Annotated in this window: 24 protein-coding genes; 8 read left to right on the top strand and 16 right to left on the bottom strand. The window is 43.5% G+C overall.

All coding sequences use genetic code 11. From position 1 onward, the window contains the following. Positions 1 to 17: 17 nt before the first annotated feature. The 3 genes from EV212_RS05510 to EV212_RS05520 all read right to left on the bottom strand — a co-directional run bounded on the left by EV212_RS05510 (position 18) and on the right by EV212_RS05520 (position 3,603). Positions 18 to 1,004 (bottom strand): AIR synthase family protein, encoded by a 987-nt coding sequence (locus EV212_RS05510; protein WP_132090115.1) that lies wholly within the window; start codon positions 1,002 to 1,004, stop codon positions 18 to 20. Between the two features lie 122 nt (positions 1,005 to 1,126). Next, the gene (locus EV212_RS05515; protein ID WP_132090118.1) at positions 1,127 to 1,867 is read right to left on the bottom strand and encodes a 3'-5' exonuclease; all 741 of its coding nucleotides are present in this window, start codon (positions 1,865 to 1,867) and stop codon (positions 1,127 to 1,129) included. Further along, complete coding sequence (locus tag EV212_RS05520) at positions 1,861 to 3,603, bottom strand: B12-binding domain-containing radical SAM protein (protein ID WP_132090121.1); 1,743 nt, start codon at positions 3,601 to 3,603, stop codon at positions 1,861 to 1,863. The genes EV212_RS05515 and EV212_RS05520 overlap by 7 nt, the downstream gene beginning before the upstream one ends. A gap of 153 nt (positions 3,604 to 3,756) precedes the next feature. On the opposite strand from EV212_RS05520, the gene EV212_RS05525 reads away from it, so the two are divergent. Next, positions 3,757 to 4,629, top strand: coding sequence for a radical SAM protein (locus tag EV212_RS05525; protein WP_132090124.1), 873 nt, complete (start codon positions 3,757 to 3,759; stop codon positions 4,627 to 4,629). A 70-nt stretch (positions 4,630 to 4,699) separates the two neighbouring features. On the opposite strand, the gene EV212_RS05530 is transcribed toward EV212_RS05525, so the two are convergent. From EV212_RS05530 to EV212_RS05545, 4 genes are all read right to left on the bottom strand, one after another. After that, positions 4,700 to 5,437, bottom strand: coding sequence for a NifB/NifX family molybdenum-iron cluster-binding protein (locus EV212_RS05530; protein ID WP_132090127.1), 738 nt, complete (start codon positions 5,435 to 5,437; stop codon positions 4,700 to 4,702). A 61-nt stretch (positions 5,438 to 5,498) separates the two neighbouring features. Beyond that, a complete protein-coding gene (locus EV212_RS05535) occupies positions 5,499 to 6,860 on the bottom strand; it encodes an MATE family efflux transporter (RefSeq protein WP_132090130.1) in 1,362 nt (453 codons plus the stop codon). Positions 6,861 to 6,867: 7 nt separating this feature from the next. Beyond that, positions 6,868 to 7,788, bottom strand: coding sequence for a serine O-acetyltransferase (locus EV212_RS05540; RefSeq protein ID WP_207669073.1), 921 nt, complete (start codon positions 7,786 to 7,788; stop codon positions 6,868 to 6,870). A gap of 72 nt (positions 7,789 to 7,860) precedes the next feature. Beyond that, positions 7,861 to 8,217: a MarR family winged helix-turn-helix transcriptional regulator gene (locus tag EV212_RS05545; RefSeq protein WP_243115471.1), complete on the bottom strand. Its 357-nt coding sequence runs from the start codon at positions 8,215 to 8,217 to the stop codon at positions 7,861 to 7,863. A 375-nt stretch (positions 8,218 to 8,592) separates the two neighbouring features. On the opposite strand from EV212_RS05545, the gene EV212_RS05550 reads away from it, so the two are divergent. The 3 genes from EV212_RS05550 to EV212_RS05560 all read left to right on the top strand — a co-directional run bounded on the left by EV212_RS05550 (position 8,593) and on the right by EV212_RS05560 (position 12,405). After that, positions 8,593 to 9,369, top strand: coding sequence for an enoyl-CoA hydratase-related protein (locus EV212_RS05550; protein ID WP_132090133.1), 777 nt, complete (start codon positions 8,593 to 8,595; stop codon positions 9,367 to 9,369). A 62-nt stretch (positions 9,370 to 9,431) separates the two neighbouring features. Further along, positions 9,432 to 10,985: an acyl CoA:acetate/3-ketoacid CoA transferase gene (locus EV212_RS05555; protein ID WP_132090136.1), complete on the top strand. Its 1,554-nt coding sequence runs from the start codon at positions 9,432 to 9,434 to the stop codon at positions 10,983 to 10,985. A 112-nt stretch (positions 10,986 to 11,097) separates the two neighbouring features. After that, positions 11,098 to 12,405, top strand: coding sequence for a GntP family permease (locus EV212_RS05560; protein WP_132090139.1), 1,308 nt, complete (start codon positions 11,098 to 11,100; stop codon positions 12,403 to 12,405). Between the two features lie 91 nt (positions 12,406 to 12,496). Here the strand turns inward: EV212_RS05560 and EV212_RS05565 are convergent, their stop codons facing one another. After that, entirely contained in the window at positions 12,497 to 13,126 is a 630-nt protein-coding gene (locus tag EV212_RS05565) for a DUF1847 domain-containing protein (protein ID WP_132090142.1), read from the bottom strand. A gap of 166 nt (positions 13,127 to 13,292) precedes the next feature. Here EV212_RS05565 and EV212_RS05570 point away from each other — a divergent pair, with 166 nt between their 5' ends. Beyond that, on the top strand, positions 13,293 to 14,216 hold the full coding sequence (locus EV212_RS05570) for a LysR family transcriptional regulator (RefSeq protein ID WP_132090145.1): 924 nt from the start codon (positions 13,293 to 13,295) through the stop codon (positions 14,214 to 14,216). Here EV212_RS05570 and EV212_RS05575 read toward each other — a convergent pair. Then, positions 14,213 to 15,589, bottom strand: a complete 1,377-nt coding sequence (locus EV212_RS05575) for a DUF1576 domain-containing protein (protein WP_132090168.1) — start codon at positions 15,587 to 15,589, stop codon at positions 14,213 to 14,215. The two genes, EV212_RS05570 and EV212_RS05575, sit on opposite strands and share 4 nt — an antisense overlap. Before the next feature lie 145 nt (positions 15,590 to 15,734). On the opposite strand from EV212_RS05575, the gene EV212_RS05580 reads away from it, so the two are divergent. Next, a complete protein-coding gene (locus EV212_RS05580; RefSeq protein ID WP_243115472.1) occupies positions 15,735 to 16,232 on the top strand; it encodes a VanZ family protein in 498 nt (165 codons plus the stop codon). 167 nt (positions 16,233 to 16,399) lie between these two features. Here EV212_RS05580 and EV212_RS05585 read toward each other — a convergent pair whose 3' ends face one another. The 4 genes from EV212_RS05585 to EV212_RS05600 all read right to left on the bottom strand — a co-directional run bounded on the left by EV212_RS05585 (position 16,400) and on the right by EV212_RS05600 (position 20,487). Next, positions 16,400 to 17,386 (bottom strand): electron transfer flavoprotein subunit alpha/FixB family protein, encoded by a 987-nt coding sequence (locus EV212_RS05585; RefSeq protein ID WP_132090171.1) that lies wholly within the window; start codon positions 17,384 to 17,386, stop codon positions 16,400 to 16,402. Positions 17,387 to 17,409: 23 nt separating this feature from the next. Beyond that, entirely contained in the window at positions 17,410 to 18,204 is a 795-nt protein-coding gene (locus tag EV212_RS05590) for an electron transfer flavoprotein subunit beta/FixA family protein (RefSeq protein WP_132090174.1), read from the bottom strand. Positions 18,205 to 18,223: 19 nt separating this feature from the next. After that, entirely contained in the window at positions 18,224 to 19,381 is a 1,158-nt protein-coding gene (locus EV212_RS05595; protein WP_165873313.1) for an acyl-CoA dehydrogenase family protein, read from the bottom strand. A 239-nt stretch (positions 19,382 to 19,620) separates the two neighbouring features. Further along, positions 19,621 to 20,487, bottom strand: a complete 867-nt coding sequence (locus EV212_RS05600) for a DegV family protein (RefSeq protein WP_132090177.1) — start codon at positions 20,485 to 20,487, stop codon at positions 19,621 to 19,623. Positions 20,488 to 20,648: 161 nt separating this feature from the next. Here EV212_RS05600 and EV212_RS05605 point away from each other — a divergent pair, with 161 nt between their 5' ends. Then, a complete protein-coding gene (locus EV212_RS05605) occupies positions 20,649 to 21,422 on the top strand; it encodes a threonine/serine exporter family protein (RefSeq protein WP_132090180.1) in 774 nt (257 codons plus the stop codon). A gap of 15 nt (positions 21,423 to 21,437) precedes the next feature. Next, positions 21,438 to 21,878 (top strand): threonine/serine exporter family protein, encoded by a 441-nt coding sequence (locus tag EV212_RS05610; protein WP_132090183.1) that lies wholly within the window; start codon positions 21,438 to 21,440, stop codon positions 21,876 to 21,878. 82 nt (positions 21,879 to 21,960) lie between these two features. Here the strand turns inward: EV212_RS05610 and hydF are convergent, their stop codons facing one another. From hydF to EV212_RS05625, 3 genes are all read right to left on the bottom strand, one after another. Next, positions 21,961 to 23,169 (bottom strand): [FeFe] hydrogenase H-cluster maturation GTPase HydF, encoded by a 1,209-nt coding sequence (hydF, locus tag EV212_RS05615; protein ID WP_132090186.1) that lies wholly within the window; start codon positions 23,167 to 23,169, stop codon positions 21,961 to 21,963. Between the two features lie 130 nt (positions 23,170 to 23,299). Further along, positions 23,300 to 23,989 (bottom strand): FadR/GntR family transcriptional regulator, encoded by a 690-nt coding sequence (locus EV212_RS05620; RefSeq protein WP_132090189.1) that lies wholly within the window; start codon positions 23,987 to 23,989, stop codon positions 23,300 to 23,302. A gap of 136 nt (positions 23,990 to 24,125) precedes the next feature. Then, complete coding sequence (locus EV212_RS05625; RefSeq protein ID WP_132090192.1) at positions 24,126 to 25,685, bottom strand: L-lactate permease; 1,560 nt, start codon at positions 25,683 to 25,685, stop codon at positions 24,126 to 24,128. Positions 25,686 to 26,031: the final 346 nt, after the last annotated feature.

A 26,031-nucleotide genomic window follows, 5' to 3' on the forward strand; every position in this document is an offset into this window, starting at 1 on the left:
TAATCCTCCAAGAAAATCTATATAATATTGTAAAGTTCATCGGTTTTAGGCGGTTCCAGATAACGGGTCTCCCCCTCGTCATAAATAATGACTTTATCATTATTATCTGTAAACTTACCGATCACTGCGCTATGAATACCTTCTTTTTTCAAAAGCTCCACAAGGTCATGTCCCTTATCGCAGGCGATCAGCATCGAACCGCTGGAAATCAGCTGATAAGGATTCAGATCAAAAAATTCGCAGATTTCCACCGTCTCCTGCTTCAGAGGAACTTTCTTCAAATCTACCGAAAGACCCACATTACCCGCAGCCGCCACTTCCCAGAGAGCGCCGAAAACACCGCCCTCGGTAATGTCGTGCATGGCCGAAACACCAAAGTCCCGGGCCAGCATCGCTTCCTTTACCACGGAAATATACCGGATAAAGCCCTTCGCCCGGTCTACAAAATCCTGGCTGTAATGGGCCCGAAGCTCCGCTTCTTTGGCAGAGGCAATAATGGATGTACCTTCCAGCCCGATCCATTTGGTCACGACAATATCCTGTCCCGGCCGGGCGCCCCTGGTAAAAATCACTGCATCTTTCCTGACTTTACCTACGCCTGTGACTGTGACCACCGGCTGATTCACCACCGGTGTCACCTCGGTATGCCCCCCGATAACTTCTATATTTAGTGGTTCACAGGCCGATTCAATCTCCCGTATCAGAGATTTCAAATCGGCCTCCTGGGCGTCTTGCGGCAAAAGCATGGACAAAAGTATGCCCACCGGCTCGGCCCCGGCCGAAGCCAGATCATTCGCCGTTACATGGACTGCCAGTGTGCCGATATCGGAAGCCGCCCCCGTGATCGGATCCGTAGAGAGGACAAACACTTCTCCCGGTGCAAGCTCCAGTACAGAGCAATCTTCACCAACCCCCGGATGGATCAAAACTTCGTCTCTTTTTATTTTTATCTGTTTAAATACCGAGCGTTTTAAAACATTCTCCGGTACTTTTCCAATCTGCATGTTCAAAGCTCCTTATTATAAAAATGAAACCAAAATTCCTGCCACCATTGCAATGATCAGCAATATAACGATGACTCTCGAAATCATTGTTCTTGTTTTACGATTCATATTCTATCCGCTCCTTACTTTTTCACAGGCCACGACCCACGCTGTCGCTCCATCCGTCCATGTTGAAAAAGAATCTTATCAATCATCCGGGATGCCTCGCTCCGGGTCAGAGTTTCCAAATCGCTATTAATGTCTATTTTATGATATTTTGCCAATTCCTTCAAGTATTCCTTTTGCCGTTTTGTCGCCGGTTGGATTTTCTTCTGCTTCCACACCAGCGGCGCCGCCGTAAAAAGTTTTTCCTCCGATGTACCGAAATAATATTTGAGCGTCTGATACAGTTTTGCTGTTGCCAGTGCATCGTGATAAGCCCGGTGAGCCGAGGAATTCACGATACCATAGTGGCTGCACAGATTCTCCAGACTTTTCGAAGGCAAGTCCGGCAAAACCTTTCGCGCAATCTTTAAAGTATCCAGCCCTTCCTTCTGAAAATCCATATAATATTTTTTCGCATACCGGTATGTAAATCGATAATCAAACATCAGGTTATGTCCAACCACCGGATACTCTCCGCAAAAATAAAGGAAATCATAAATCGTCTGATCTGTAGGCCCCGCATCGGCCACCATATCATTGCTGATACCGGTCAGCGCAGTCACCATCGGAGAAATCGGTTGATCCGGCTTTACAAACCGTGAAAAACGTTCAATGACCTTACCTTCCTCCACTTTCACGGCTCCGATCTCTATGATCTCATCCTTTTCCGGCGAAAGCCCGGTCGTCTCCAGATCAAAACATACATAAGAGTTTACCATAATTTCACCTCAACCGTTCGGCTCTTATAGGTCAGCGGATCCCGATGCATATAATCAAACCAGATAAACACCGGTCCTTTTCCCGCGCCTGTCCCAGCCATATCTGTCCGAACAGGTAAGTCAAACCGCTCAATATGGGTCATCCGCTGAATCTGCTTTGTCGTATATCCTTCATATCCTGAAAAATAGCGTGAACGATTTTCTTCATTCTTAAAAAAGTCCACATACAACCCCTTGTAAGTGTCCTGGTTCGGCGCCCAGGCAGGCCGGCTTTTTACATTTTCTCTCAAATACAAATCATACGTCAATATCTGCACAAAAATATTGGTTTCCTCTTCCTTCATGCTCTCCCGTACAAAATCCAGAAGAATTTCATATCGGGCCAACCGGGAATGACTGATACCGTTCAGCCCCTTTGTCTCATAATACCGGGCCAGCGTCTCATACATGACAAAGGCCGACGGAAAGTAATTTTCCAGCCAGTTGAGACTGTTCTCAAACTGACGGCTATTATAATAGACCTCCACCATCTCTTCCACAGATTTTAAAACAAGCAGGTCATCATAGGAAAGCCACCGGGTGGCCAACACTTCGTAAGGCGGTTCAGGTTGGTAGATCAAACCATAATCTTCCGCCTTTTCCCTCATATAAGAACCTTTCAGCACCTTCAAAAATCCAAGCTGAAACTGCTCCGGCTTCAATGCGTAGACATCATTAAAAGACTGTTTGAATCGTTCCAGATCCTCAAAGGGCAGTCCTGCGATCAAGTCCAGATGCTGATGAATATTTTTTCCCACATGAATCCGCCGGACAATCCTCTGAAGCTTCTCAAAGGACACATTCCGCCGGATTTCCTTAAGGGTCGCCGGATTGGTCGACTGGACGCCGATTTCTAATTGAATCAATCCTGGACGTAGTCCGGCCATAAAATCCAGTTCTTCCTCCGTCAACAGGTCCGCCGTAATCTCAAAATGAAAATTCGTCTTGCCCTTATCATGAGCTTTAATAAATTTTAAAATTTCCATGGAATGTTCCCGACGGCAATTAAAGGTTCTGTCCACGAATTTTACCTGAGGAATCCCCCAGTCAATAAACTGCTGCAATTCCTGCTTTACCAGTTTCAAATCCCGAAAACGCACTTTCTTCTCCACCGAAGAAAGGCAATAACTACATTGGAATGGACACCCCCGGCTCGTCTCATAATAGATAATTTTATTCTTAAACTTCTCCGACTGCGTATAGACAAAATTCAATTGACTCATGTTGACAAAATCTCTTGGAAAATGGACATGCACTTTTCCATCCCTCTGCCGGTGACCAATCCCCAGTATATCTTCGATATTTTTTTCACCATTCCAGCAGGCCATCATCTCCCGAAAAGTATCCTCGCCCTCGCCATACATAATGCCATCAATAAAATTCCATTTTTTCAGCCGTTCATGTATATCAAAGGAAACTTCCGGACCACCGAGCCAGATTTTTATCCCGGGCATAACCTGCTTCAGCCACCCGGCCACTTGCCCCACAATTCCAATATTCCATATATAACAGGAAAAGCAGACCACATCTGTCTTTTCCCGGTACAGGCTCTGAAAAATTTCTTCTGGATATTGATTGATGGAATATTCCATCAGCTTCACCTGCGGCTCATAACTGCCGCAATTCGCCTTCAGACTGTAGACCGCCAGATTAGAATGAATATATTTTGCATTGATTGCTGTTAAAAGTACCTTCATCTTTTCACCTAAAAAATCCTTTATTAATTACCTTACTATATTCTTTTAAATAGTCAATAGCCAAATTGGGGAAAGTATGTTATACTAATACGAAAAAAATGATTTGCATGCGAACTATTGTCAAAAAATAGTTTGGAAAGGAGTTTTATTATTATGAGATACGAGGGAATTGTTTACCGTCCTCCAAGCGAAGCCCGCAGTCTGATTCTCCAGCTCACCATCGGATGTGCCCGGAATGAGTGTACCTTCTGTAATATGTATAAAGATAAAAAATTCCGCATCCGTAACCTGGATGAAGTGGTTGAAGATATGATTATGGCAAAAAAATACTATATGTTTGATATCGAACGGGTATTCCTTGCCGACGGCGACGCTTTAATCGTAAAAACAAGAGATTTGCTTTATATTATTGACAAAATCCATGAGATTCTTCCGACGGTTAATCGGATTACCGCCTACGGCGCTCCGAAGGATGTGCTGGCAAAAACACCGGAAGAATTGGAAACATTACAAAAAGCCGGACTGGACATGGTCTACATGGGCGCCGAATCCGGCTCAGACAAGGTATTGAAAGCCGTTAAGAAAAATGCGACCCAGGCCGAAATTATTGCTGCCGGTCAGAAATTAAAGGCTGCCGGTTTAAAATCCTCTATCACATTGATCTCCGGTCTCGGCGGCATCGAAAATCTGGAAGAACATGCAGTAGAATCAGCCAAAGTCATCTCTGCCATCAAACCGGAATATGCCAGCCTTCTGACCCTGCTCATCGAGCCTGGCACACCGCTTCATGAACAGTGGAAAGCCGGTGAATTCCACCCGCTGGAAGGACCGGATGCTATTTTTAAGGAAATGACTCTTTTCCTTCAGAATATCGACAGCGAAGGCACCGTATTCCGCGCGAACCATGCTTCCAACTATATTCCGCTGGCCGGTACCTTTAACAAGGACATTCCAATGCTTCTTGCACAGATTGACCAGGCCGTGAAAAACCGGACTTTCCGTCCGGATACTTTCCGCCAGTTATAATCTATTCTATCCAAAAAGAGGTTATCCTGAAATCTGCTGATTTTAGAATAACCTCTTTGATTTTTACATTTTATGCATGACACCCGTGGTTTCCGCAGCCATGTCCTTCACCATGATGACCATGCCCGCCGCAGTTATGACCTTCACCATGACCCTCGCCGTGATGACTGCACATCACATCCGGATCATAATTCAGACTTCCTGTCAGGAAAGAAGCCACCTGAGCGTCTGCATCTCCACAGGCGCCGCCAAACAACTGAATACCCGCCGCTGCAAGTGCATTTCTTGCACCGCCGCCGATGCCTCCACAGATCAGGACATTCACGCCCCGCTCTGCAAGAAATCCACCCAGAGCGCCATGACCCTGTCCGTTGGTATCTACAACTTCTGCCGACACTATCTGTCCGTTCTCTACTTCATAAATTTTAAACTGCTCCGTATGACCAAAATGCTGGAACACCTGACCATTATCATAAGTTACTGCAATCTTCATTCTCTTTTCTCCCTTTCCTTTGGCTTTTTGTTCGCACAGCGAATAATTCCCGCCTTCAATTTTCAAAGATGTCCCTTCCACTAAAAAACGAGCCAATTTTTTCCGTGCTTCCGTATATAAAGCCTGTATCGTCGCCCGGGAACCACCCATCTGGCGCCCACATTCCTCCTGGGAAAATCCCATATAGTCAATCAAACGAATCGTTTCATATTCTTCCACGGTAAGCGTTATAGCGGAATCATTCCCTTTGCCGCCATAGAATTCCTGACACAGGGGAAGTCGACAGACTCTCCTGAATTTTGCCGGTCTGGCCATGGGCACATCTCCTTTCTTTCTTATCATACTCTTATTATTGGCATATGTCAATAATAAGAATTTATCGGGTAATATTTTTCAGCCATTTCCGCGAGCGATATCTTGCAAAGGAAAAAGGAAGCTTCAGCATTTCATCACAAGTCAGGCACAGGTAAACGCCCCATACCGGAAATTTCAGGAAAAAGGCCCCCACAAAACCCAGTGGAATACAGATTGCCCACAGAGACACAAAATCCAGCAAAAGGCCGATACGTGTATCGCCGCCCGCCCGAAAGGCTCCCACAATGAACGTAACGTCCACCGACTGGCACAACACATAAAAAGCCATGATGATCATCATTTGACGCAGATATACACCGGCTTCCGGGGTCAGCGTCATAAACCGCTCAGCAATCGGCCGAACGCAGAGGACTACCGCACTGCCGCCGATTCCCAAAAGTCCGCTCAGCTTTACCAGCCGGTCCGCATAAATCACGGCAAGCTCTTCCTTCTTCTCACCAATCGTACGTCCGAGAATAATTGCTGCCGCGTTGGCAACCCCCATCGTCACAACAATTGCCAGCTGACGTGTCACCTGGGTAATGGAGTTGGCCGCCACCGCCGCACTCCCCAGATGTCCAATAATGGCTGCGATCGCCGAAATTCCCGTTCCCCAGGCTAATTCATTTAATATGACCGGCAATGCATAGATCTTAAAATCCTTCATCAATGCCTTTTCCCGAATAAACAGATTTTTCAGTCGAAAAAACACGGAATGATTAATCCTCAGAATATAAAATACAACAATGCCAAATTCCACCACATGGGCAATCACCGTGGCACAGGCCGCACCGGCGACCCCCATGGCCGGCGCCGGACCAAGACCAAAAATGAATATGGCATTAAAAATCACATTAATGACCAGTGATATCGAATACACCAATGTGGATATTATGACCCGTTCCACACTCCGCATAATATTTAAATAGACCACTGCAGCCGCAGCTAAGGGATAGGACCAGGATACAATTCGAAGGTATCTGACGCCCTCTTCAATAATAATGGGTTCCGATGTAAAAATCTTCATCAACGTTGTCGGCATAAGCTGGGCAGCCGCAAAAAAAAGAAGCCCAACACTCAATCCAATACGCATTGATATACCAAGGACCTTTTCAATCGTCTCGATATCCTTCTTGCCCCAGTACTGGGCGGTAATTACCGCTGCTCCCGAAGTCAGTCCAAAAAGAATCAGGGACATGATAAAATAAATCTGCCCTGCCAGTGAACTGGATGACAGGGCAATTTCTCCAACTTTCCCAAGCATGATTACATCTGCCGATGTAATTCCTACGTTGATGAGATTCTGCAGCGCCATTGGAAGTACCAACGCAAATACATTCCTGTAAAACAGGGCTTTATCATCACAAAATCTATGTTTTCTCATTTTACAACTATTCCCATACATCATTTTCGCCAGACTGCCCCTTAAATGTCAACTCAGGACTCTTCACAATAACCTTTGTTCTCGGAGGCACCGAACTGGTAATAAAGGAGCCGCCGGCAATTACCGATTCTTCACCGATCACCGTCTCGCCGCCGAGAATCGTGGCGCCGGAATAAATCGTCACCTTATCTTTGATCGTTGGATGCCGTTTCACTCCGGCCAGTTGTTGTCCGCTCCGCGTAGAAAGCGCACCAAGCGTAACACCCTGGTACAATTTTACATGATCGCCGATACATGTGGTCTCGCCGATAACAATACCCGTACCGTGGTCAATAAAGAAATATTCACCGATCGTGGCGCCGGAATTAATATCGATTCCGGTCCGGCTGTGCGCATGCTCTGTCATAATTCTCGGAATAAACGGAACATTCTTTATATAAAGTTCATGTGCTATACGGTACACAAAAATAGCATACAAGCCCGGATAGGAAAAAATAATCTCTTCCTTACTCTTAGCCGCCGGATCGCCGTCAAAACCGGCCTGAACGTCTTTCAAGAGCAATCTCTGTATGTGGGCCAGACGCCCAAAAAAATACTCGCAGATCTCCATAGCCTGCACAGAAAGCTCCTCAGCGCTCTTATTCTCTTCATTCTTATACATCAGGGCCGTTTCTATCTGCTCCTTCAGCACCTCATAAACCTCGGTCAGCGTATTACCAATAAAATACTCCGGTGCTGTGTCCGTAATGTTCTCTGTCCCAAAATACCCCGGGAACATCACGCGCCGCAGATCCTTGATCACTCCGATAATAGCCCCCCTGTTCGGCAGATGTTTTCCCGTTTTTATCGCAAATGACTCTTCGGACGAATAATACTGGGCAATCTCCCGGACGGTTCTGCCAATAGCCATTTTAAATTCTCCTTTCATATATCCAGCCTCCCCATCTAAATAAAATTTATAATACATATTATAGAAGAAAAAAGGGTTGTTTCCAACCCTTTAAATATCTACACCAGCTAATAATCTCAAATGCGCTTTTAATGATTCACATTCATCTTCAGAAAATACAGACATTACCTCATCGTTGACTTCTTCAACCGCACTCAGTACATCCTTTTCCAGGCTCGCACCCTTTTTAGTAACAAGCACCTGAATAAACCGCCGATCTTCTTTACTGATGCTTCTCTCAATTAAGCCTTTCTTCTCCATCCGCTCCAGAATTCCGGATATAGTGGAATTTTCCAACTTTAACCGTTCGGCAATTTCCTTTGGACTCCTTCTATCGTTTTCCCATAAACAATATAAAACCGCATACTGAACCGGAGTAATGTCAAAAGCTGAAAGTTTTTCAGTCATTTTCAAAAAAACAGAATGTTGCGCCGTTGTCAACAAGTAATTCACGCATTCCTCCAGCTGCACCTGTTTCACTCCCTTTCTCTTATTAAATAAAGATAAATGTTTTTCGACGTATTGTCAATCTTTTTTACCTTTTTTAACAACACTTTTTGATCTTGAATTCCTTTGAATTCAACTTAATCGTGAAAATGTCCAAAAAATTCCCATTTTTTTCTATGTAAAAAAATTGAATTTTGCCATTTTTTTAACGTAAAAATCATTGACATTAACATATGCCAGCGTTATAATTTTCATATAGTAATTAGCATGCAAAGTTTTATTACGGCAAGCGCTTTGCATGAAACTATCAACCAAATATTTTTAGGAGGCGACATTATGAACAATTTATTAATGGAAGTCGAAAACGAAATCGCAGTGGTAACTATCAACCGTCCAAAGGCATTAAACGCTCTGAACACAGAAACAATCGTAGAACTTAACGAATGCCTTAAAGATATCGAAGCAAGAGATGACATCAAAGTTGTTATCTTAACAGGTTCTGGACAGAAATCCTTCGTAGCTGGTGCTGATATCTCCGAAATGGTTCATCAGAACCCTGCTGAAGGCCGTGCTTTTGGTCTTAAAGCCAAAGAAGCTTTCGGAAGACTTGAAAACATGCGTCAGGTTACGATCGCAGCTGTTAACGGATTTGCTTTAGGCGGTGGATGCGAAATTTCCATGTCCTGTGACTTCCGTGTTGCATCTGACAACGCTAAATTTGCTCAGCCAGAAACAGGCCTTGGTATTATCCCAGGTTTTGGTGGAACACAGAGACTTCCTCGTTTAGTAAACAAAGGCATCGCTAAAGAAATGATCTACACATGTGATATGATCAGCGCTCAGAGAGCATACGAAATCGGTCTTGTTAACCATGTTGTATCTCAGGATGAACTGATTGACTTCTGTAAGAAGATCGCAGCTAAGATCATTGACAAAGGAAGCTATGCTGTTTCCATCGCTAAACAGGCTATCAACATGGGTCTTGACATGGATCTTAACAACGGTTTAACTCTTGAAGCTAACTTATTTGGTCTGACCATGTCCACAAACGACAAAAAAGAAGGTATGACAGCATTCCTTGAAAAACGCGGTAGAACATTAACAGATTTCTAATTAGATTTACATCAATTCAGAATAACGTTAATCAATACATACATTAGGAGGCTTTCTTTACAATGGCGAAAGTAAAAATCATCACAGCAGCTGAAGCTGCTGCTCAGGTTCCGGACGGAGCAGTCATTAATACCGAAGGTTTTGTTCAGGCTGGTCTTTCCGAAACATTAAACAGAGCGCTGGAACAAAGATTCCTTGAAACTGGTCATCCAAAGGATTTAACGATCTTTACGATTGCAGGACAGGGCGCTGGCGCTGGTACGGGTTCTGACCACTTCGCTCATGAAGGCATGGTTAAACGCCTGATTGCTGGTCACTACAATCTTGCGCCAACACTTCGTGCTATGGCTATCGAAGGCAAAATCGAAGCATACAATCTGCCACAGGGTACTATGGCTCAGATGGTTCGTGATGCCGCCGGTAAACGTGTCGGCACGATTACACATGTTGGTTTGAACACATACGTTGACCCACGTATCGAAGGTGCTAAGGTTAACTCCAAAACCACCGAAGATATTGTTAAACTTATTGAAATCGAAGGCGAAGAAAAACTTCTCTTTAAATCTCAGCCATTGGATGTGACATTTATCCGTGGTACATATGCTGATGAATCCGGTAACATTTCTCTTGAAAAAGAATGCTGTACTCTGGATGCCACTTCTCTTGCACAGTGTGCAAAGAACAACGGCGGTAAAGTATTCGTTCAGGTAGAAAAAGTTGTTGCCAACGGCAGTCTTGATCCTAGAACAGTTAAGATCCCTGGTATTTATGTAGACGCAGTTATTATCGCTGAAGGCGATGACAATGCGCAGATTTACAAACAGGAATATGATGGTTCTATGACAGGCGATTTCCGTGTTCCTCTTGGTTCTCTTGAAGCTCCAAAGCTGGATGCCAAGAAGATCATTGCACGTCGTGCAGCTATGGAATTACAGAAAGGCGCTGTTGTTAACCTCGGTATCGGTGTTCCTGAATTCGTATCTGCTGTTGCCAACGAAGAAGGCATCGGTGACTGGATGACATTAACTGTAGAAGCAGGTCCTGTCGGTGGTGTTCCACAGGGCGGTTCCCGTTTTGCAGGTTCCGTAAACGTTGACTGTATCCTTGACCAGCCATACCAGTTCGACTTCTATGATGGCGGTGGTATCGACCAGGCATTCCTTGGTCTTGCACAGGTTGACGAAAAAGGTAACCTTAATGTAAGTAAATTTGGCGGCCGTATCGCCGGCTGCGGCGGATTTATCAACATTTCCCAGAATGCCAAGAAAGTTTACTATCTTGGTACATTTACAACAGGTGGTCTGAAGATTGCCACAGGTAACGGAAAACTGGAAATCACACAGGAAGGTAAATCCAAGAAATTCGTTAAAGAAGTTGAACAGATTACATTCTCCGGTTCTTATGCAGCCAAGATTGGCCAGCCGGTTATTTATATTACCGAGAGAGCTGTATTCGAACTTCGTCCAGACGGCGTTTACTTAACAGAAATCGCACCTGGTATTGATTTACAGACTCAGGTTCTTGATCTTATGGACTTCGCTCCAAAGATGGACGGCGAGCCAAAATTAATGGACGCCCGTCTTTTCACAGATGAATTAATGGGTCTTGCTGAATAATCAAACACACATAAGCGCCATCAAAGGGGATGGGTTCCTATCCATCCCCTTTTTTGGACCAAAAAAACAGAATAAAATAAGATAATATAACCTTAAGGGGGGCCAATTTGTTATGAATTTAGGTATTTTAGTATTGGTTGCCGCATTAATCTTATTCGGTTTATTAGCATTTAAACAGATTAACGCATTAATTTTGGCGCCATTAGTAACCATTTTCGTAATCGTTTGTTCCGGTCTGCCAATTCTTGAAAGCTTGAAAACAGCCTTCATGCCGGCCGCTTCCGATTACGTAACAAGCTACTTCTTAGTATTCTTCGTTGGTGCATTGTTCGGAGCTGTTTACCAGCATACAGGCGCTGCTGAGTCTATTTCCAAAACTCTGGCTGGTCTGTGTAAAGGTAAATTTGTTGCACCAATCATCATGACGATCACAGGTATTCTTACCTACGGTGGTGTTAGTGGTTTCGTAGTATTCTTCGTAATCTACCCAATTGCTTTGAACATGTTCAAAGAAGCAAACCTCACTCGTCGCCTTATTCCGGGCGCTATCTCTGCCGGTTGCTGGACATGGTCCATGTATGGTCCTGGTTCACCTTCCATCCAGAACGTTATCGGTATGAACAGCCTGGGAACACCTTCTACAGCTGCTATCGTTCCTTCTGTAATCGCTACAGTAGCTACATACATCCTGATTTTCGTATGGTTGGAAATGAGAGGCCGCAGCTTCACGAAGAAAGGTATTACATTCAACGATACAACTTTGAAATTCCAGTTGTCTCCTGAAGAGATGGCTATGGATGAAGACAAAGATCTTCCAAATTTCTGGATTGCTATGATTCCTATCGTTGCTATCCTTGTTGCCTTCAACGGATTCAAACTTCCTGTTGAAACAGCTGTATTCCTCGGTGTTGCTTTAGCTACAATCCTTATGTGGAACCGTGTTAAAGGTCTTAACGCCTGGATCGCAGTATTCAACGAAGGCGCTGCTAACTCCGGTGTATCCATCCTGAACACAGCTATCGTCGTTGGTTTCGGTGGTGTTGTTAAGAATACACAGGGATTTGCCGACTTGGTTGAGCTTCTTAAGACCCTCAACATGCCTGCACTTGTATTCGTTATGATTACAGTTGCTATCTGTGCCGGCGCTTGTGGTTCTGCTTCCGGTGGTATGGGTGTTGCATTCAACGCTTTAACTGATACATATATCGAATTAGGCGCTAACCTTGAACATGTTCACCGTATTGCTACAATCGCTGCTGGTACTCTGGACAGCTTGCCACACCAGGGCGCTCAGATTACATTACTTGGTATCTGTAAGCTGACACATAAAGAAGCTTACTTCGATATTTTTGTTACACAGATTGTTATTCCATTTATCTCCTGCTTTATCTTCATCATTTTTGCATCGATGGGATTATAGGATTAACCGGTTAAATCAAGTACGCAAAAGCGTCCGTAAAATCTTCGGATTTTTCGGACGCTTTTTTCACCGGAGAACATGCTTCTCTCCTCTACTTAAATAACTTTTTCTGATAATAGGATTCCGCATTGTAAATTGCCGCTACCGGATTATGGCCGGTCACCCGATCTTTAACCACCATGGTCGTCGTTAATCCCTCCGCATATTTATAAAACAAACTGTCATGCCCGACGCAAAGTCCCATCACGATGTTCAGGTCTGTCTCTGCTTCATTTAAAAGCTTTGCCTGAAGAATCGGATTGCACATATTTGCTCCGACTGCACAGCATTCTTCACGGATTCCCACCGACGTTTTCGGCTGAGCCCCGACCTTACAGGCAATACCATACACTTCAAATCCATGATGCCGCAAAATCTTCGTCAGCATCCGTGTCTCCCGGATCAACCCAACACAAGTGGCAATGCCGATTTTCTTAAATCCCATACGCTTTGCAAACTCTATGGTCTCTTCAACCCGCGTCAGCCGGCCATAGCCTTCATATTCCACATCCGCCGCCTGAACCATTATATTGTGATTATCCGGCTCATTATAGGCCGCCATAGCTTCCTCTTTCACTCTTTCATCTAAATGAGTTGTCAGACAGAATCCCGGATACGTCTTATTTCCCACATTACAATTTGTTACGCCGCAGTCTCCGCAGCTTAAATTTACATTACACATAATTTTTATCCTCCTGCTTATTTACCTTCTTTTATCTCTATTGTAATCTCTTTAAACGTCTATGTCTATGTCCCAAAATTCAAGAAAATCTTGCCTAAAATTCAACTATTCTTGGCCGTGAAGTGGTATAATGAAACAGGTAAATTTTTGTTAAAGGAGTATTCTTATGAACTGGCAACATCTAATCTACTTTAAAAAGGTCGCCGAATGTGAACATCTTACCCGTGCTTCTGAAGAACTTTTTATTTCCACTTCCGCTTTAAGCAAAGCCATTGCTAATCTGGAAGAAGAACTTGGCATTGTTCTCTTCGAAAAATCAGGAAGAAATATTCAATTAAACCGATATGGAAAAATGTTCTATAACTATGTCGTAAAAGCTACCGGTGAAATCGAAGAAGGTATTCATTTTATCCAGCGTGCAGCCAATGTATATACCAGAAACATCCACGTGAGTACGATTTTTTCCGTTGGAACCAACTATCTTCCCGAACTGCTGAGCCGTTTCAATAAAGAGTATCCCCAGATTCATATCGAATTGTCCCAGAAAACTACCCGGCAGATTTTATCGGAGCTTAGCGCTAACCAACTGGATTTAGGATTTTGCAGCGAATTTAATCAGGCCGAAGAATATCCTTTCATCAACCGTGACCTTCTGTATGCCGAAGAAATATTTCTGGCCATTCCGGCTGAACATCCCCTGGCAGACCGCACGGAGGTCTGTTTCGAAGATATCCATGACGAAACCTTTATCAGCTATAATCATGCCACAGGTATCGCCTCTACGATTAGCAAGGCCATAGAAAAAACAGCCGGCCCGGATTTTCACTTAAAAACCGTTTTTTCCGTCAATGACCCATATACCATCACACATATGGTAGCAAAGGGCCTCGGCCTTGGTTTTGTCATTGAAAATTCGAGCCTGTATACAGCAAATATTAAACTTTTAAAAGTTACGGACCTTAATTTCTTTCATCCAATCTACATGGTCTGGAAAGATAATGTCTATATGTCTCCGGCCGCAAACGCCCTTAGGAAATATGCCCTCTGCCACCGTAATCTGCGCACTCCATATATCCGTCCAGCCTTTTAGTATTTAACCCGCATATGAGGGAAATGATGCTCCAGAACCGGTACGAGTATTAATGCTGTGATTCCTGCGCTGAACCCGCCGTTAAAGAGCATAAATCCGCCGTGAATCGCCGCTGTGGAAGTACATATAGACGCGCTGATGATCCCCGCAGCCATGCCGGAGCGCCAGCCATAGCGGCCATGAATCGGCGCGAGACCAGTAGCGAAAGCCACACCATTGATATACCCCTGAGTTGACAATGTCCATGGTACTTCCCGCCCCTGGAGCATACATACGAAAGTCACGAACACAAAAAGAACCGCATAGCCCATAAAAATGGACCATGTATTTTTAGGGTGCTGTCCTATCGCCGCAAAAGTCACTGCAGCAAATATGGCCCCCACTGTAGGACCTGTAAAAGCAACGCCTTCTGTCAGCAACATGATCAGATTCATATAAGCAAGCACCATAAATCCATAAACACCAAAATTGATAAAACAAAGAGGCATACCATAACGTTCCGCAAAGTTGGACATGTGCCCTGTCTCCTTCATCAACTCTCTATAGCCTTTAAAGCTTTTTCCGTTCAACACATATCCCACTGCCAAAGTAAATCCAAAAATGAATATAAATACGAAATTTGAAAAGAGCCAGTCGGACTCTCCGATACCATCGTAAAATCTGTTATTAAGCTCAATAAGCCCCGAAGATTCCACCCCCATGGTTTTATATAAAAAAGCATATAAAAAGCAACCTACGAGGCCAAACGCCAACCCTCCGTTATATAAGTTATAGCCCTTATGCATCCATAAAGCGCCTTCCAGCATACCGGGCAATACCATTCCGGCGGCCAGCCCAATGATCAGTGTCAGGATTATTCCAGACAAGGTAAATCCGGATGCCCCAGATTCAAATGCCTCTCCGATCGGATAACGCAGAAGCATCTCACTGACAAGTGGACCGAAGGCCATTGAGAACATGGCAATATGCAAATGTTCCCTGAAATTCTTTTTCTTTTTTATATAATACAAAATAACGCCAATATAGCACGGCCATATATTAAGGAAATTCATTCCATAAAAGCAGTGGGCAACTACAAGCAGGTAGGCCGCTAAAAAAGAGGCGTTCACCCTGGCTCTACTGACAGCCGCAATCATCCAGCAGGCAAAAGAACATATTGCCGCATTAAAAAATGTGGCGCTGATGCCTCCAATTCCAAAATAATCCGTAATCAAAGGACAAGGCGCAATAAGAATCTGCTTCCATCCCTGAATCATCCCTTCCACTCCGCCACTAAATGGCACAGCTGCAATCGCAGCCCCCATCAAAATAACAGTCAAACCCAAACATAATCCTTTGATCATATTCCCGTTCTTTTCCGAATCTATTCTCAATATTTTCCCCTCTTTCGTTGATTTTTTTCCTGTGCAAGCGTATGATAAAGAGCAAAGACTCTCACTGATAATGACTTAAAGGACAGGTGATTTTTTGTTTAAAAGTATATTGTTATTTATTTTAAAGCCTTTTTCATTTCTTCCTATGGTAGCAATGATGATGCTGATATTTTCTTTTTCATCCCAGACCGGTGTGGATTCCGGCCAACTCAGCTATAGAGTGAGCTGTAAAATCGTCGAATTCGGAGGACAGATTTTAGATAAGCCGCTGGAAGACTGGCAGATTGATGCCTACGCTCAAAAGATTGAAGGCCCCGTCCGAAAGCTGGCTCATATGACCGAATATTTTATCCTGGCCATTACGGTCGCCTTGCCGTTTTATGTTTACGGTCTACGGGGATTTCCACTGCTTTTGATTGCCGGAATCATATGTGTCGTTTTCGCCTGCACCGATGAATACCACCAATCCTTTGTGGCCGGACGCAGCCCATCGATGCGGGACGTATGTATTGACAGTACCGGAGCTTTCTTCGGTATTATGCTCGTACGTATTGTCTGCTGGACTTTACTGGCACCTTCCAGAGCTATGAAGCGCCGAAAACGCCGGCTCAGGCAACAACGGCGCAGGAGTGTCAGCCGATAAAATCATTATCCAACGTACAACAGGAAAAAAGACGGATCGTGCAGATACCGTCTTTTTTTCTGTAATTATATTGCATTATAAGTTCAAGCTTAGGGATAATGTTTGAAATTCATCAAAAGATATTTCAGGGGATTGGTGCGATCCCCTGAAATACCCAAAATCTTTAATTAATCAACTTTTTTTAAAGCTTCTGTTAACTTCGGAACGATCTTGTTGAGATCGCCTACGATACCTAAATCACAGATACCGAAGATTGGAGCAGATTCTTCTTTGTTGATAGCTACGATAAATTCGGATTCTTCCATACCAGCTGCATGCTGAATAGCTCCGGAAATACCACAAGCAACATAGAGGTCAGGGCGAACAGTTTTACCTGTCTGACCAACCTGAAGGTCTTTTTCAATCCAACCGCTATCTACAGCAGCTCTGGAAGCAGCAACCTCACCACCAAGAACGTTTGCAAGGTCTTTCAACTGTGCAAAGCCTTCAGCGGAACCAAGTCCACGTCCACCAGCAACAAGAATCTTAGCTTCTGTAATATCAACAGATTTCTTATCTGTTTTGACAACTTCACAAATTTCAACATTCATATCTGCTGGTGTAAATTCTACAACAAATTTTTCAACTGTGCCAACTTTGTCACAGGATTCTAATGCCTGCATAACGCCTGGACGTACTGTAGCCATCTGTGGTCTGTGATCTGCACAAAGGATAGTAGCCATGATGTTACCACCAAATGCCGGACGAGTCATGTTCAATAATTTTGTTTCTGGGTCGATTTCCAGTTTTGTACAGTCAGCTGTCAAACCTGTGTGAATTCTTGCCGAAACACGAGGAGCTAAATCTCTACCGATAGAGGAAGCACCAAATAATACGATTTCCGGGTCATTAGCTTTGATAACAGCTGTAGTAGCTTTAGCATATGGCTCAGTTACATATTCTGCAAGTATTGGATCGTCAACAACGATAACTTTATCTGCGCCAGCTTTTGCCAAATCGCCAGCAACAGCTTCAACGCCGGAACCCATAAGAACTGCTACAACATCCTGTCCTAAGTCATTAGCGAGTTCTCTGGCTTTTCCGATTAATTCATAACTTACTTTCATAATTTTGCCGTCTCTCTGTTCGGCAATAACAAATACGTTTTTACTCATTTCATTGAACCTCCTGACTTAGATTAGATAATATATTTCTCTTTCAGTTTAGCTACGATTGCGTCAACAGCTTCGTCCGGTGTTAAGTCTTTTAATACCGTACCAGCAGCCTTAGGCTGTTTTGTGAAGGACTGTTTAACTCTTGTAGGAGATCCTTTAAGACCGATATTAGCTTCATCAACTGTATCTTTAAGATCTTCAAGACCCCAAACTTTAACTTCTTTGGAATCATAAGCATCGACGATACCGCCAACTGTCATGTATCTAGGCTCTGCAAGCTCTGCTAAAGCTGTGATAACGCAAGGCATTTTAACTTTGATGATGTGGTAACGATCTTCAAACTGACGCTGTACTTTCAGGCAATCACCGTCAATCTCAACGTTTTCAGCATAGCTTACCTGTGGCAGTCCAAGGTGTTCAGCGATCTGTGGTCCAACCTGAGCTGTATCACCATCGATAGCCTGACGGCCTGTGATGATCACATCATAGTCAATTTTCTTTAATGCAGCAGCAATTGTAGAAGATGTAGCCCATGTATCAGCTCCACCAAATGCTCTGTCTGTAACAAGAATAGCTTCGTCACAACCCATAGCCAATGCTTCTCTTAAAGCAACATCTGCCTGAGCAGGTCCCATGGAGAGAACAGTAACTGTACTTCCCGGGCATTTTTCTTTTAACTGTAAAGCAGCTTCGATACCTGCTTTATCATCTGGGTTAATAATACTTGGCACACCATCACGGATCAATGTACCAGTTTTTGGATCTAATTTAACTTCGGTTGTATCCGGTACCTGTTTTGCACAAACAACAATCTTCATGATTTCTTCCTCCTATTTCTTATTTCACTGCGTTCATTACTGCGCCGCCGGCAACCATCTTCATAGCTTCGGATGTACCTTCGTAGATCTCAGTAATCTTAGCATCTCTATACATACGTTCTACTGGATATTCTCTGGAGTATCCATATCCACCCATCAACTGAACTGCAAAACGTGTAACGTCAACAGCAACCTGAGAAGCGTATAATTTTGCCATAGCAGATAATGGTGTGTAATTTTCATGATCGTCTTTAGCTTTAGCTGCACGCCATGTTAAGAGACGGGCTGCATCGATTCTTGTCTGCATTTCAACACACTGGAACTGTGTATGCTGGAAAGAAGAAATCGGTTTTCCAAACTGTTTTCTTTCTTTGGAGTATTTGATAGCTTCGTTTAAAGCGCCCTGAGCAATACCTGTAGCCTGAGCAGCGATACCGATACGTCCACCAGCAAGAGCGCCCATAGCGATTCCGTAACCTTTGCCTTCTTTACCTAACAGGTTTTCAGCCGGAATCTTGCAGTCTACGAATGCAAGCTCAACGTTGGAAGCAGCACGGATACCCATACGTTTGATGTTTTCACCAACGATAACACCCGGAGTACCTTTTTCTACGATAAATGCGGACATACCTTTTGGTCCTTTTGTCTTATCTGTCAATGCGAATACAACGTAAACATCAGCAAATCCACCGTTTGTAGCGAATACTTTCTGACCATTTAAAATGTAGTATTTACCATCTTCTGTTTTCTCAGCGATAGTCTTAGCACCAGAAGCATCTGTACCAGCGCCTGGCTCTGTTAAGCTGAAGCAACCGGACCATGTTCCGTTTACCAGTGGTCTTAAATATTTTTCTTTCTGTTCTTCTGTACCGAAATCATTGATACATGGGCAGCAAAGAGAGTTATGTACGGACATTGTGATACCGCAGCTGGCATCTACCTTGGAGATCTCTTCCATAGCTACTGCATATGTTAAGATGTCAGCACCGCCGCCGCCGTATTTTTTGTCATATGGGATGCCCATTAAACCGATTTTTTTCATTTTTTCAAGTAATTCAAGGTTGAATACTTCTGTTTCGTCCATTTCTGAAGAGAGTGGCTTAATTTCTTTTTCTGCAAATTCTGCAAAAAGTTTTTTTGCCAATAACTGTTTGTTGGTCAGCTTAAAATCCACCATAATTATACCTCCTGTTTAAGCTCTCATATTAATAGTTTGTCCAGGCGCTTTTGCCTGCACGAATACTTTGTATACTAATTATATAGCACGCGGACTGCTTCGTCAAGTATTTATCAATCATATTTTTTATATATTTTATATTTTTTTGTCTGAAAAAAGCCTTACATTAGTGATTTTATCATCCCACTTAACATAAGGCTTTTTTACTGGATATTATTGTAAATAATTTTCGCGAATTTCTATTTTTCTTTGAAAATAACGCCTGTTACGGTCGGTCCGGCATTGACTGCAATGGCTGCTCCGATCTGATAAAAATCCACAGGAGCATAGCCAAGAAGGCGGGTCATTTCTTCGGCCATCTGATCTCTGATCTCCGTATTATCACCATAAACAATCATGTACGGAGTCCCTTTTTCGATATCTGCCATGGTCTTTTCTGCGATTTTTTTCACAACCCGTTTTTCACCCCGGACAGTCAGCGCCGTGGAAATCATGTGGTCATATATCCGCATGATCGGTTTAATGCCAAGCTTATCACCGACAAATGCCGCCGCACTTGGGATTCTTCCGCTCTTACTGGCATATTTTAATGTATACGGTACAAAATAGATGACGCAATGGTCCACCCAGTCTTTCGCAAAGGCAACGATTTCTTCGACGCACTTTCCATCCCTGACCATTTTTGCGGCTTCGATCACCGCATAGCCATAGGCACCGGTATAACTCCTGGAATCAATGCTGTGCACTCTGAATTTTTCTTCGGCTTCCGGATGTTCTTCCATGAAAAGCTTATACGCCATTAAAGAATTCTGATAGGTCGCCGAGCCCTCACTATTGATCAGAATACCAATCAAATCTGTATAACCCTCTTTATAAAATTTCTCATACATTTCCTGAAATTCAAAAGCTGTGACCTGAGATGTGGTTGGAATGCCATCATATCCTGCCATTAATCTGTAAAATTCTTCATTATTAAAATCGACTCTGCTGATATAAGATCTGTCACCCATTGCAATATTGAAGTTAACCATCTCTATATCCAGGCTTTTCTCATTTTCACGAGTAATGTCGCTGGCTGAATCAGTAAATATCTTTATTTTTTCCATTGGCTGTTTTCCTCCTCGTTGCAAACGCACTCAAATCAATGGTTACAGTATAACATATTTTAAAATTAAAATACAGAATATTAAAAAATTACTTCTTTATCTTCTTTATTTTTGTGATAATATAATCTCATACCATTAAACAAGAGGAAATAAAAATCATTATGAGCCATGAAGAAATTATTAAAAAAGAAAAAATATATTTTGAACTGGTCACACGGCTTGGCAGTGAAATGCTGGAAAACGGCGGAGAAATTTTCCGTACCGGAGATGTCATGACTTATGCTGCCCATGCTCTGGGGCTGAAGGATTTTAATACATTTGTCATTGCCAACGGAATCTTTGCCTCCATGCTGACAGACAGTCAGATGTATTCCTGCCGTGTCCGCTATATTTCACTGTCCCCTATAAACATCTGCCGTTTAGAGGCATTAAACACCTTATCCCGAAGAATCGCAGCCGGCCTGAATGATCCGTCGGAAATCGAAGCCGAACTGGATAAAATCCATTCTCTTCAATCTTCCAATAATTTAATAAAAATCATCAGTGCCGGCTTCGGAAGCGGTGGTTTCTGTTATCTCTTCGGGGGAAGTTTTTTTGATGCTCTGACGGCTTTTTGCGCCGGATGCATTCTTTATATTTTTGTATTATACCTGCTGCCAAAACTGTCTCTGCCGAAGATCATGTATAATATCGCCGCAAGCATCATCGCCGTCTGTGCATGTATTCTTCTTCATTTTATCGGTTTAGGTGATCAGTTGGATCGCATCACCATCGGAGCCCTTTTCCTGTTGGTCCCTGGAATTGCGCTGACAAACTCTTTTCGCAACTTCCTCGAAAACGACTATCTTGCCGGTCTGGTCCGACTTGTTGATGCACTGGTGACCGCCGGAGGCATTGCCATTGGTGTCGGAATTGCCACAGCATTGTTTTTATAATAAAGGAGGGCATCCATGATGGAGATTTTATTTCAATTAATCGCAGCTTTTATAGGAACTGTTTCATTTTCCATACTGTTCAGCACACCAAATAAGTATCTGCCCCAATGTGGTCTGGTAGGTGCTCTCGGGTGGGGTGTCCATCTTCTGACACTCAATGTGACCGGCTCTTCCGTGACGGCCATTTTTGCGGCAAGCGCCATTCTTACAATCTATTCAAGATATCTCGCCCGCTTCTATAAGGTAACGACAACACTTTTCCTGATTTCGGGTATCTTTACGCTCGTTCCGGGAGCCGGCATTTATTACACAGCCTACTATACGATCACAGGTCTGGAAGAAACAGCCCTTTACTACGGTATGAGCAGTTTAAAAACGGCTATCGCCATCGGTCTTGGAATCGGTGTGGCTTACTCTTTACCCCCGGAGCTCTTCGGTTGGAAACGACGAAGCTGAAATCTTGTTATACCTTATCGCGCGAAGCCTGACGGAGCGCGCCCGCCCGAAGGGCATATATTGCGGTATGCCCGAAAGGGTACTACCTTTCTAATAATCTCAAAATATCCGGAAAAGGTTCCAGACTTCGTTTTAAAATTCCCTGAGTATGTGCGATAAGAATTCCATAATTCGTCATCGGCACTCCCTGCTCTTCAGCACACTTCTGCCGGTACTTCATTTCCCGCTCGTTCAACATACAGCCGCCACAGTGGATAACCAGCCCATAAGCATTCAGATTCTCCGGAAACTCTGTTCCCGAACTCCATTCGTATTGAAAATGTTTCCCTGTATATTCTTCAATCCAACGCGGTATCTTCACAGTACCTATATCATCGCACTGGCGATGGTGGGTACATCCTTCGGAAATGAGAATCCGGTCACCATCCTTCAATTTGTCCAAGGCCCCGACACCTCGTACCGTCGATTCAAGATTTCCTTTATAACGGGCAAACAATATAGAAAAAGAGGTCAGCAATATATCTGCCGGTGTATTGGCCGATACCTTACGGAAAGCCTGACTGTCCGTAATGACCATTTTAGGATTTTTACCAAGCTTCTCCAATGTCTGTTTCAATTCTGAATCTTTTACAACAATTGAAACCGCATCTGCCTCCAACAAATCGCGTATCGTCTGCTGCTGAGGCAGGATCAGCCGCCCCTTCGGCGCAGCGGAATCAATCGGCACCACCAGTACAACAAAATCGCCCGGCCGAATCAAGTCCGCTACAATACGCCGTTTTGGAGTTTCTGTAATCGCCAGACGGGCTATTTTCTCTTTCAGTCCATAAATCCCGGATTTTTCCTTTGCACTGACCCAAATATAGGGCTCGTCCGCGCCATAACTGCACACAGTACACAGATCGCCTTTATTCAGAGCAATAATATAAGGAATTCCCTTTTCTTTAAAAAGGCGAATCAATTCTTCATCCGCACCGTTCATACCTGTCGTTCCATCAACAACAAGAACCGCCACATCTGTTTTATTAAGTACCTGACGGGTTTTCTTTATCCGCTGCTCGCCAAGTGCCCCTTCATCATCGATTCCCGGTGTATCAATGATCATTACGGGTCCTATAGGAAGTAATTCCATCGTTTTATATACCGGGTCCGTCGTTGTCCCCTTTATCGGAGAAACAATAGCCAAAGTCTGATCTGTTACCGCATTGACAACACTGGATTTTCCGGCATTTCTTCTTCCAAAAAAACCTATATGTACTCGATCTGCTGCCGGTGTCTGATTCAATCCCATTTCTTCTTTCCTTTCCGCTGATATAAACAGCCATTTATCCACAAAATAAAACAAAAGGCATTTTCATCCGAAGAAAGCGGACGGAGGTCTATGTCCCATTCTTCTTTGAAAATACCTTTTTATTCTACCTTTATTTTGAATTTTCTTCAAGTCCATTCATGGACAGAAGCATATAACGGTCCACATCAAAATGTCGTTTTCCGACTTTTCGTACGCCCTTCACATCGCGGCGCTTGATCGCCTCGATAATCCCCAAATGATCCCGATGAATAGACCTCATTGATTCCGGAAATATATCTTCCATCAACACGCTCCTCTGTCCGCTGGACTCATACAGGGTGTGTACCAAAATTGGAAAAATGTCGTTATGCGTTGCTTTCGCGATCTGCATATGAAGCTTCAAATCCAAATTCCCATATCCGGTTTTTTCACCGAGATTTTTCTCCATCTGCTCATAGATTTTTTCCATGGCATCAATGTCATCGCTGTCCGCATTTAATGCAGCTTTTTCAAACATTGCCAGTTCTAATATTTCCCGAACCTCAAGTACCTGCATCTGACTATGACGGTCTTCCTCAAGGATACTTTCAAAATGTTTGGCGAAACGAAGCTTTTGTTTATCAGTCACATAGGAGCCTTTACCCGGTCGGATCTCAATCAGGCCTCTGTCACCCAGCAGCACTAACGCTTCTCTCAGCACATTCCGGCTAACGCCGTATTCCTGAACCATCGTCCTTTCCGACGGCAGCTTTTCTCCTACCGACATTTCCTTAATTCTCTCTTCCAACTTTTTATATATATCCGTATATAGATAATCCACCGGACACCCCCCTTTTTCAAGATTTATACTAAGCCCAATCTGTATAACTCTTTTATTTGAAATGGCATCAGTATGTATCACACACTGATGCCACTTCTAACATGTATGCTTTATATGCTTTTAATAGCTTTTTTGTTTAGAGAATAACACCTACATAGCAACATACGCAAAGGATAACGAGGTAAAGAACACACCATTTAAGTGTTGCGCTCATGATCTTACCATCGGAACCAGCCACACTGATAGCAGCTGCAGCCATCGCGATACTCTGTGGAGAAATCATCTTTCCAGCGGTTGCACCTGCAGAGTTTGCAGCTACCAGCCAGGTCGGATCAATATTCAACTGACCGGCAATTTCTGTCTGCAGTTTTGCAAACATAACACAAGCAGAAGTTGCACTACCTGTAACGAAGCATCCGATACCACCAATGATCGGAGCGATAAATGGATAGAAGCTGCCTGTAAGAGCTACTAAGCCGTTAGCTAATTTTGTAACCATACCAGCATAACCCATCAATTTAGCAATTGCTACGATAAATACTACGGTTGCTACGGCTTTCCAGTATTTCTTAATAGTTGCAACAAATTCTGCACCAAGGTCGCCGATGCTTGCGCCCTGAACCAGACCACCGATGATACCTGCAAGGAACATCCACACACCTGGTGTATTGATCCAGGAGAAGGATAATGCACCGGCATTTTCTCCTGCATAAATCTTAACTGTTGATTTGATCGCACCTAATGCGGAGTTGATCGGAGGAACTAACTTGGAAGAACCAAGAATGAAAATAACGATCAATACATACGGAATCCAGGCTTTTACAACGCTCATCTGCGGTTTTGCCGAAGCTGCTGCCTGTGCTGCCTCATCTTTCTTTTCAAGCAGATATTCTTCCGGAATATCGCCGCTGGATCTACGTCCCATGATTACAACTGCTACTAAAGAAATGATAGCGCCAATCGTAACAGAAAGTTCAGGACCAACAAATGCAGAAATTACATAAAATGGTACATAGAAAGATACTACAGATACAATTGTAATAGGCATAACGCCTTTAAGCGCTTTTGGAGTTCCGCCAACCAACCATACGATTACAAACGGAGATAAAATACACAGACCTGCAAGTAACAGGGATGTCGGTGCAGATAAGGAGATCATATCGATTCCCATTGCTTCAAAGCCTGCTGTATTGTAAGCACTGATCGTCGGTGTACCGATAGCACCGAAGGCAGGAGATGCTGCATTTCCGATCAAACAGATAACAGCGGATGCAATCGGATCAAATCCAAGACCTACCATCATGGCTGCCGGAATAGCAACGGCTGTACCGAAACCAGCAATACCTTCCATGAAGTTACCGAAACACCATCCAAGAATCAACGCTGCAACACGTTTATCATTGGATACAGAAGCCAACATGTTCTTGATAACATCCATACCACCTGTACGAAGACTCAGGTTGTATACGAACATGGCACCAAACATAATGATACCGATTGGCCAGATGGCCGCCAGAGCACCTTCTAATGCGCCTGTGCCGACCTGAACTACTGACATACCATATACAGCAAGACATTCAACTGCTGTAATGATAAGACCGATACCGCAGGCATTAAAACCTGACATCTTAAACGCTGTCATAGAGATGATCAGCCATGCGATAGGTATAATTGCGAGAATAACTTGTAATAACATAATCCTCTCCCTTTCTTTGATTTAAATTGCTCGACTGGTTCTACCAGTTCTATCAGTTGTCATGTTGCTATTATAACACCCCTTAGCCAAATTGTCTATAAATTTTTATCGTTAATTTAATAACTTTTGACAACTTGTACAAAGTACAGGAAAACCAGGCTTTTTTACATGTTTTTTGCATAAAATCTATTGCTTTCAGCCCCTTGGTTCTATCTATTTACGTCAGTCGAAAATAATGAAGACGCTGAATGATTATATGGAAATTATAGAAGATAAAGAAGAAGACGGGTTTGTCGGGTTTGAGCAATTAACCAGACCCCGGAACAGAGAGAATTTCAAGTTTTGT

It is taken from the genome of Frisingicoccus caecimuris, from assembly GCF_004340975.1.
In the GTDB taxonomy this organism is placed as follows: Bacteria; Bacillota; Clostridia; order Lachnospirales; family Lachnospiraceae; genus Frisingicoccus; species Frisingicoccus caecimuris.

What these genes read in the sequence shown, in the direction of transcription:
- EV212_RS05510 (WP_132090115.1), bottom strand. Translation starts at nt 1,004, where the DNA reads ATGCAGATTGGAAAAGTACCGGAGAATGTTTTAAAACGCTCGGTATTT.
- EV212_RS05560 (WP_132090139.1), top strand. Translation starts at nt 11,098, where the DNA reads ATGAATTTAGGTATTTTAGTATTGGTTGCCGCATTAATCTTATTCGGT.
- EV212_RS05540 (WP_207669073.1), bottom strand. Translation starts at nt 7,788, where the DNA reads ATGAAAGGAGAATTTAAAATGGCTATTGGCAGAACCGTCCGGGAGATT.
- EV212_RS05545 (WP_243115471.1), bottom strand. Translation starts at nt 8,217, where the DNA reads ATGACTGAAAAACTTTCAGCTTTTGACATTACTCCGGTTCAGTATGCG.
- EV212_RS05520 (WP_132090121.1), bottom strand. Translation starts at nt 3,603, where the DNA reads ATGAAGGTACTTTTAACAGCAATCAATGCAAAATATATTCATTCTAAT.
- EV212_RS05580 (WP_243115472.1), top strand. Translation starts at nt 15,735, where the DNA reads ATGGTAGCAATGATGATGCTGATATTTTCTTTTTCATCCCAGACCGGT.
- EV212_RS05570 (WP_132090145.1), top strand. Translation starts at nt 13,293, where the DNA reads ATGAACTGGCAACATCTAATCTACTTTAAAAAGGTCGCCGAATGTGAA.
- EV212_RS05525 (WP_132090124.1), top strand. Translation starts at nt 3,757, where the DNA reads ATGAGATACGAGGGAATTGTTTACCGTCCTCCAAGCGAAGCCCGCAGT.
- EV212_RS05555 (WP_132090136.1), top strand. Translation starts at nt 9,432, where the DNA reads ATGGCGAAAGTAAAAATCATCACAGCAGCTGAAGCTGCTGCTCAGGTT.
- EV212_RS05605 (WP_132090180.1), top strand. Translation starts at nt 20,649, where the DNA reads ATGAGCCATGAAGAAATTATTAAAAAAGAAAAAATATATTTTGAACTG.
- EV212_RS05610 (WP_132090183.1), top strand. Translation starts at nt 21,438, where the DNA reads ATGATGGAGATTTTATTTCAATTAATCGCAGCTTTTATAGGAACTGTT.
- EV212_RS05515 (WP_132090118.1), bottom strand. Translation starts at nt 1,867, where the DNA reads ATGGTAAACTCTTATGTATGTTTTGATCTGGAGACGACCGGGCTTTCG.
- EV212_RS05595 (WP_165873313.1), bottom strand. Translation starts at nt 19,381, where the DNA reads ATGGTGGATTTTAAGCTGACCAACAAACAGTTATTGGCAAAAAAACTT.
- EV212_RS05625 (WP_132090192.1), bottom strand. Translation starts at nt 25,685, where the DNA reads ATGTTATTACAAGTTATTCTCGCAATTATACCTATCGCATGGCTGATC.
- EV212_RS05585 (WP_132090171.1), bottom strand. Translation starts at nt 17,386, where the DNA reads ATGAGTAAAAACGTATTTGTTATTGCCGAACAGAGAGACGGCAAAATT.
- EV212_RS05590 (WP_132090174.1), bottom strand. Translation starts at nt 18,204, where the DNA reads ATGAAGATTGTTGTTTGTGCAAAACAGGTACCGGATACAACCGAAGTT.
- EV212_RS05600 (WP_132090177.1), bottom strand. Translation starts at nt 20,487, where the DNA reads ATGGAAAAAATAAAGATATTTACTGATTCAGCCAGCGACATTACTCGT.
- EV212_RS05550 (WP_132090133.1), top strand. Translation starts at nt 8,593, where the DNA reads ATGAACAATTTATTAATGGAAGTCGAAAACGAAATCGCAGTGGTAACT.
- EV212_RS05530 (WP_132090127.1), bottom strand. Translation starts at nt 5,437, where the DNA reads ATGGCCAGACCGGCAAAATTCAGGAGAGTCTGTCGACTTCCCCTGTGT.
- hydF (WP_132090186.1), bottom strand. Translation starts at nt 23,169, where the DNA reads ATGGGATTGAATCAGACACCGGCAGCAGATCGAGTACATATAGGTTTT.
- EV212_RS05565 (WP_132090142.1), bottom strand. Translation starts at nt 13,126, where the DNA reads ATGTGTAATGTAAATTTAAGCTGCGGAGACTGCGGCGTAACAAATTGT.
- EV212_RS05535 (WP_132090130.1), bottom strand. Translation starts at nt 6,860, where the DNA reads ATGAGAAAACATAGATTTTGTGATGATAAAGCCCTGTTTTACAGGAAT.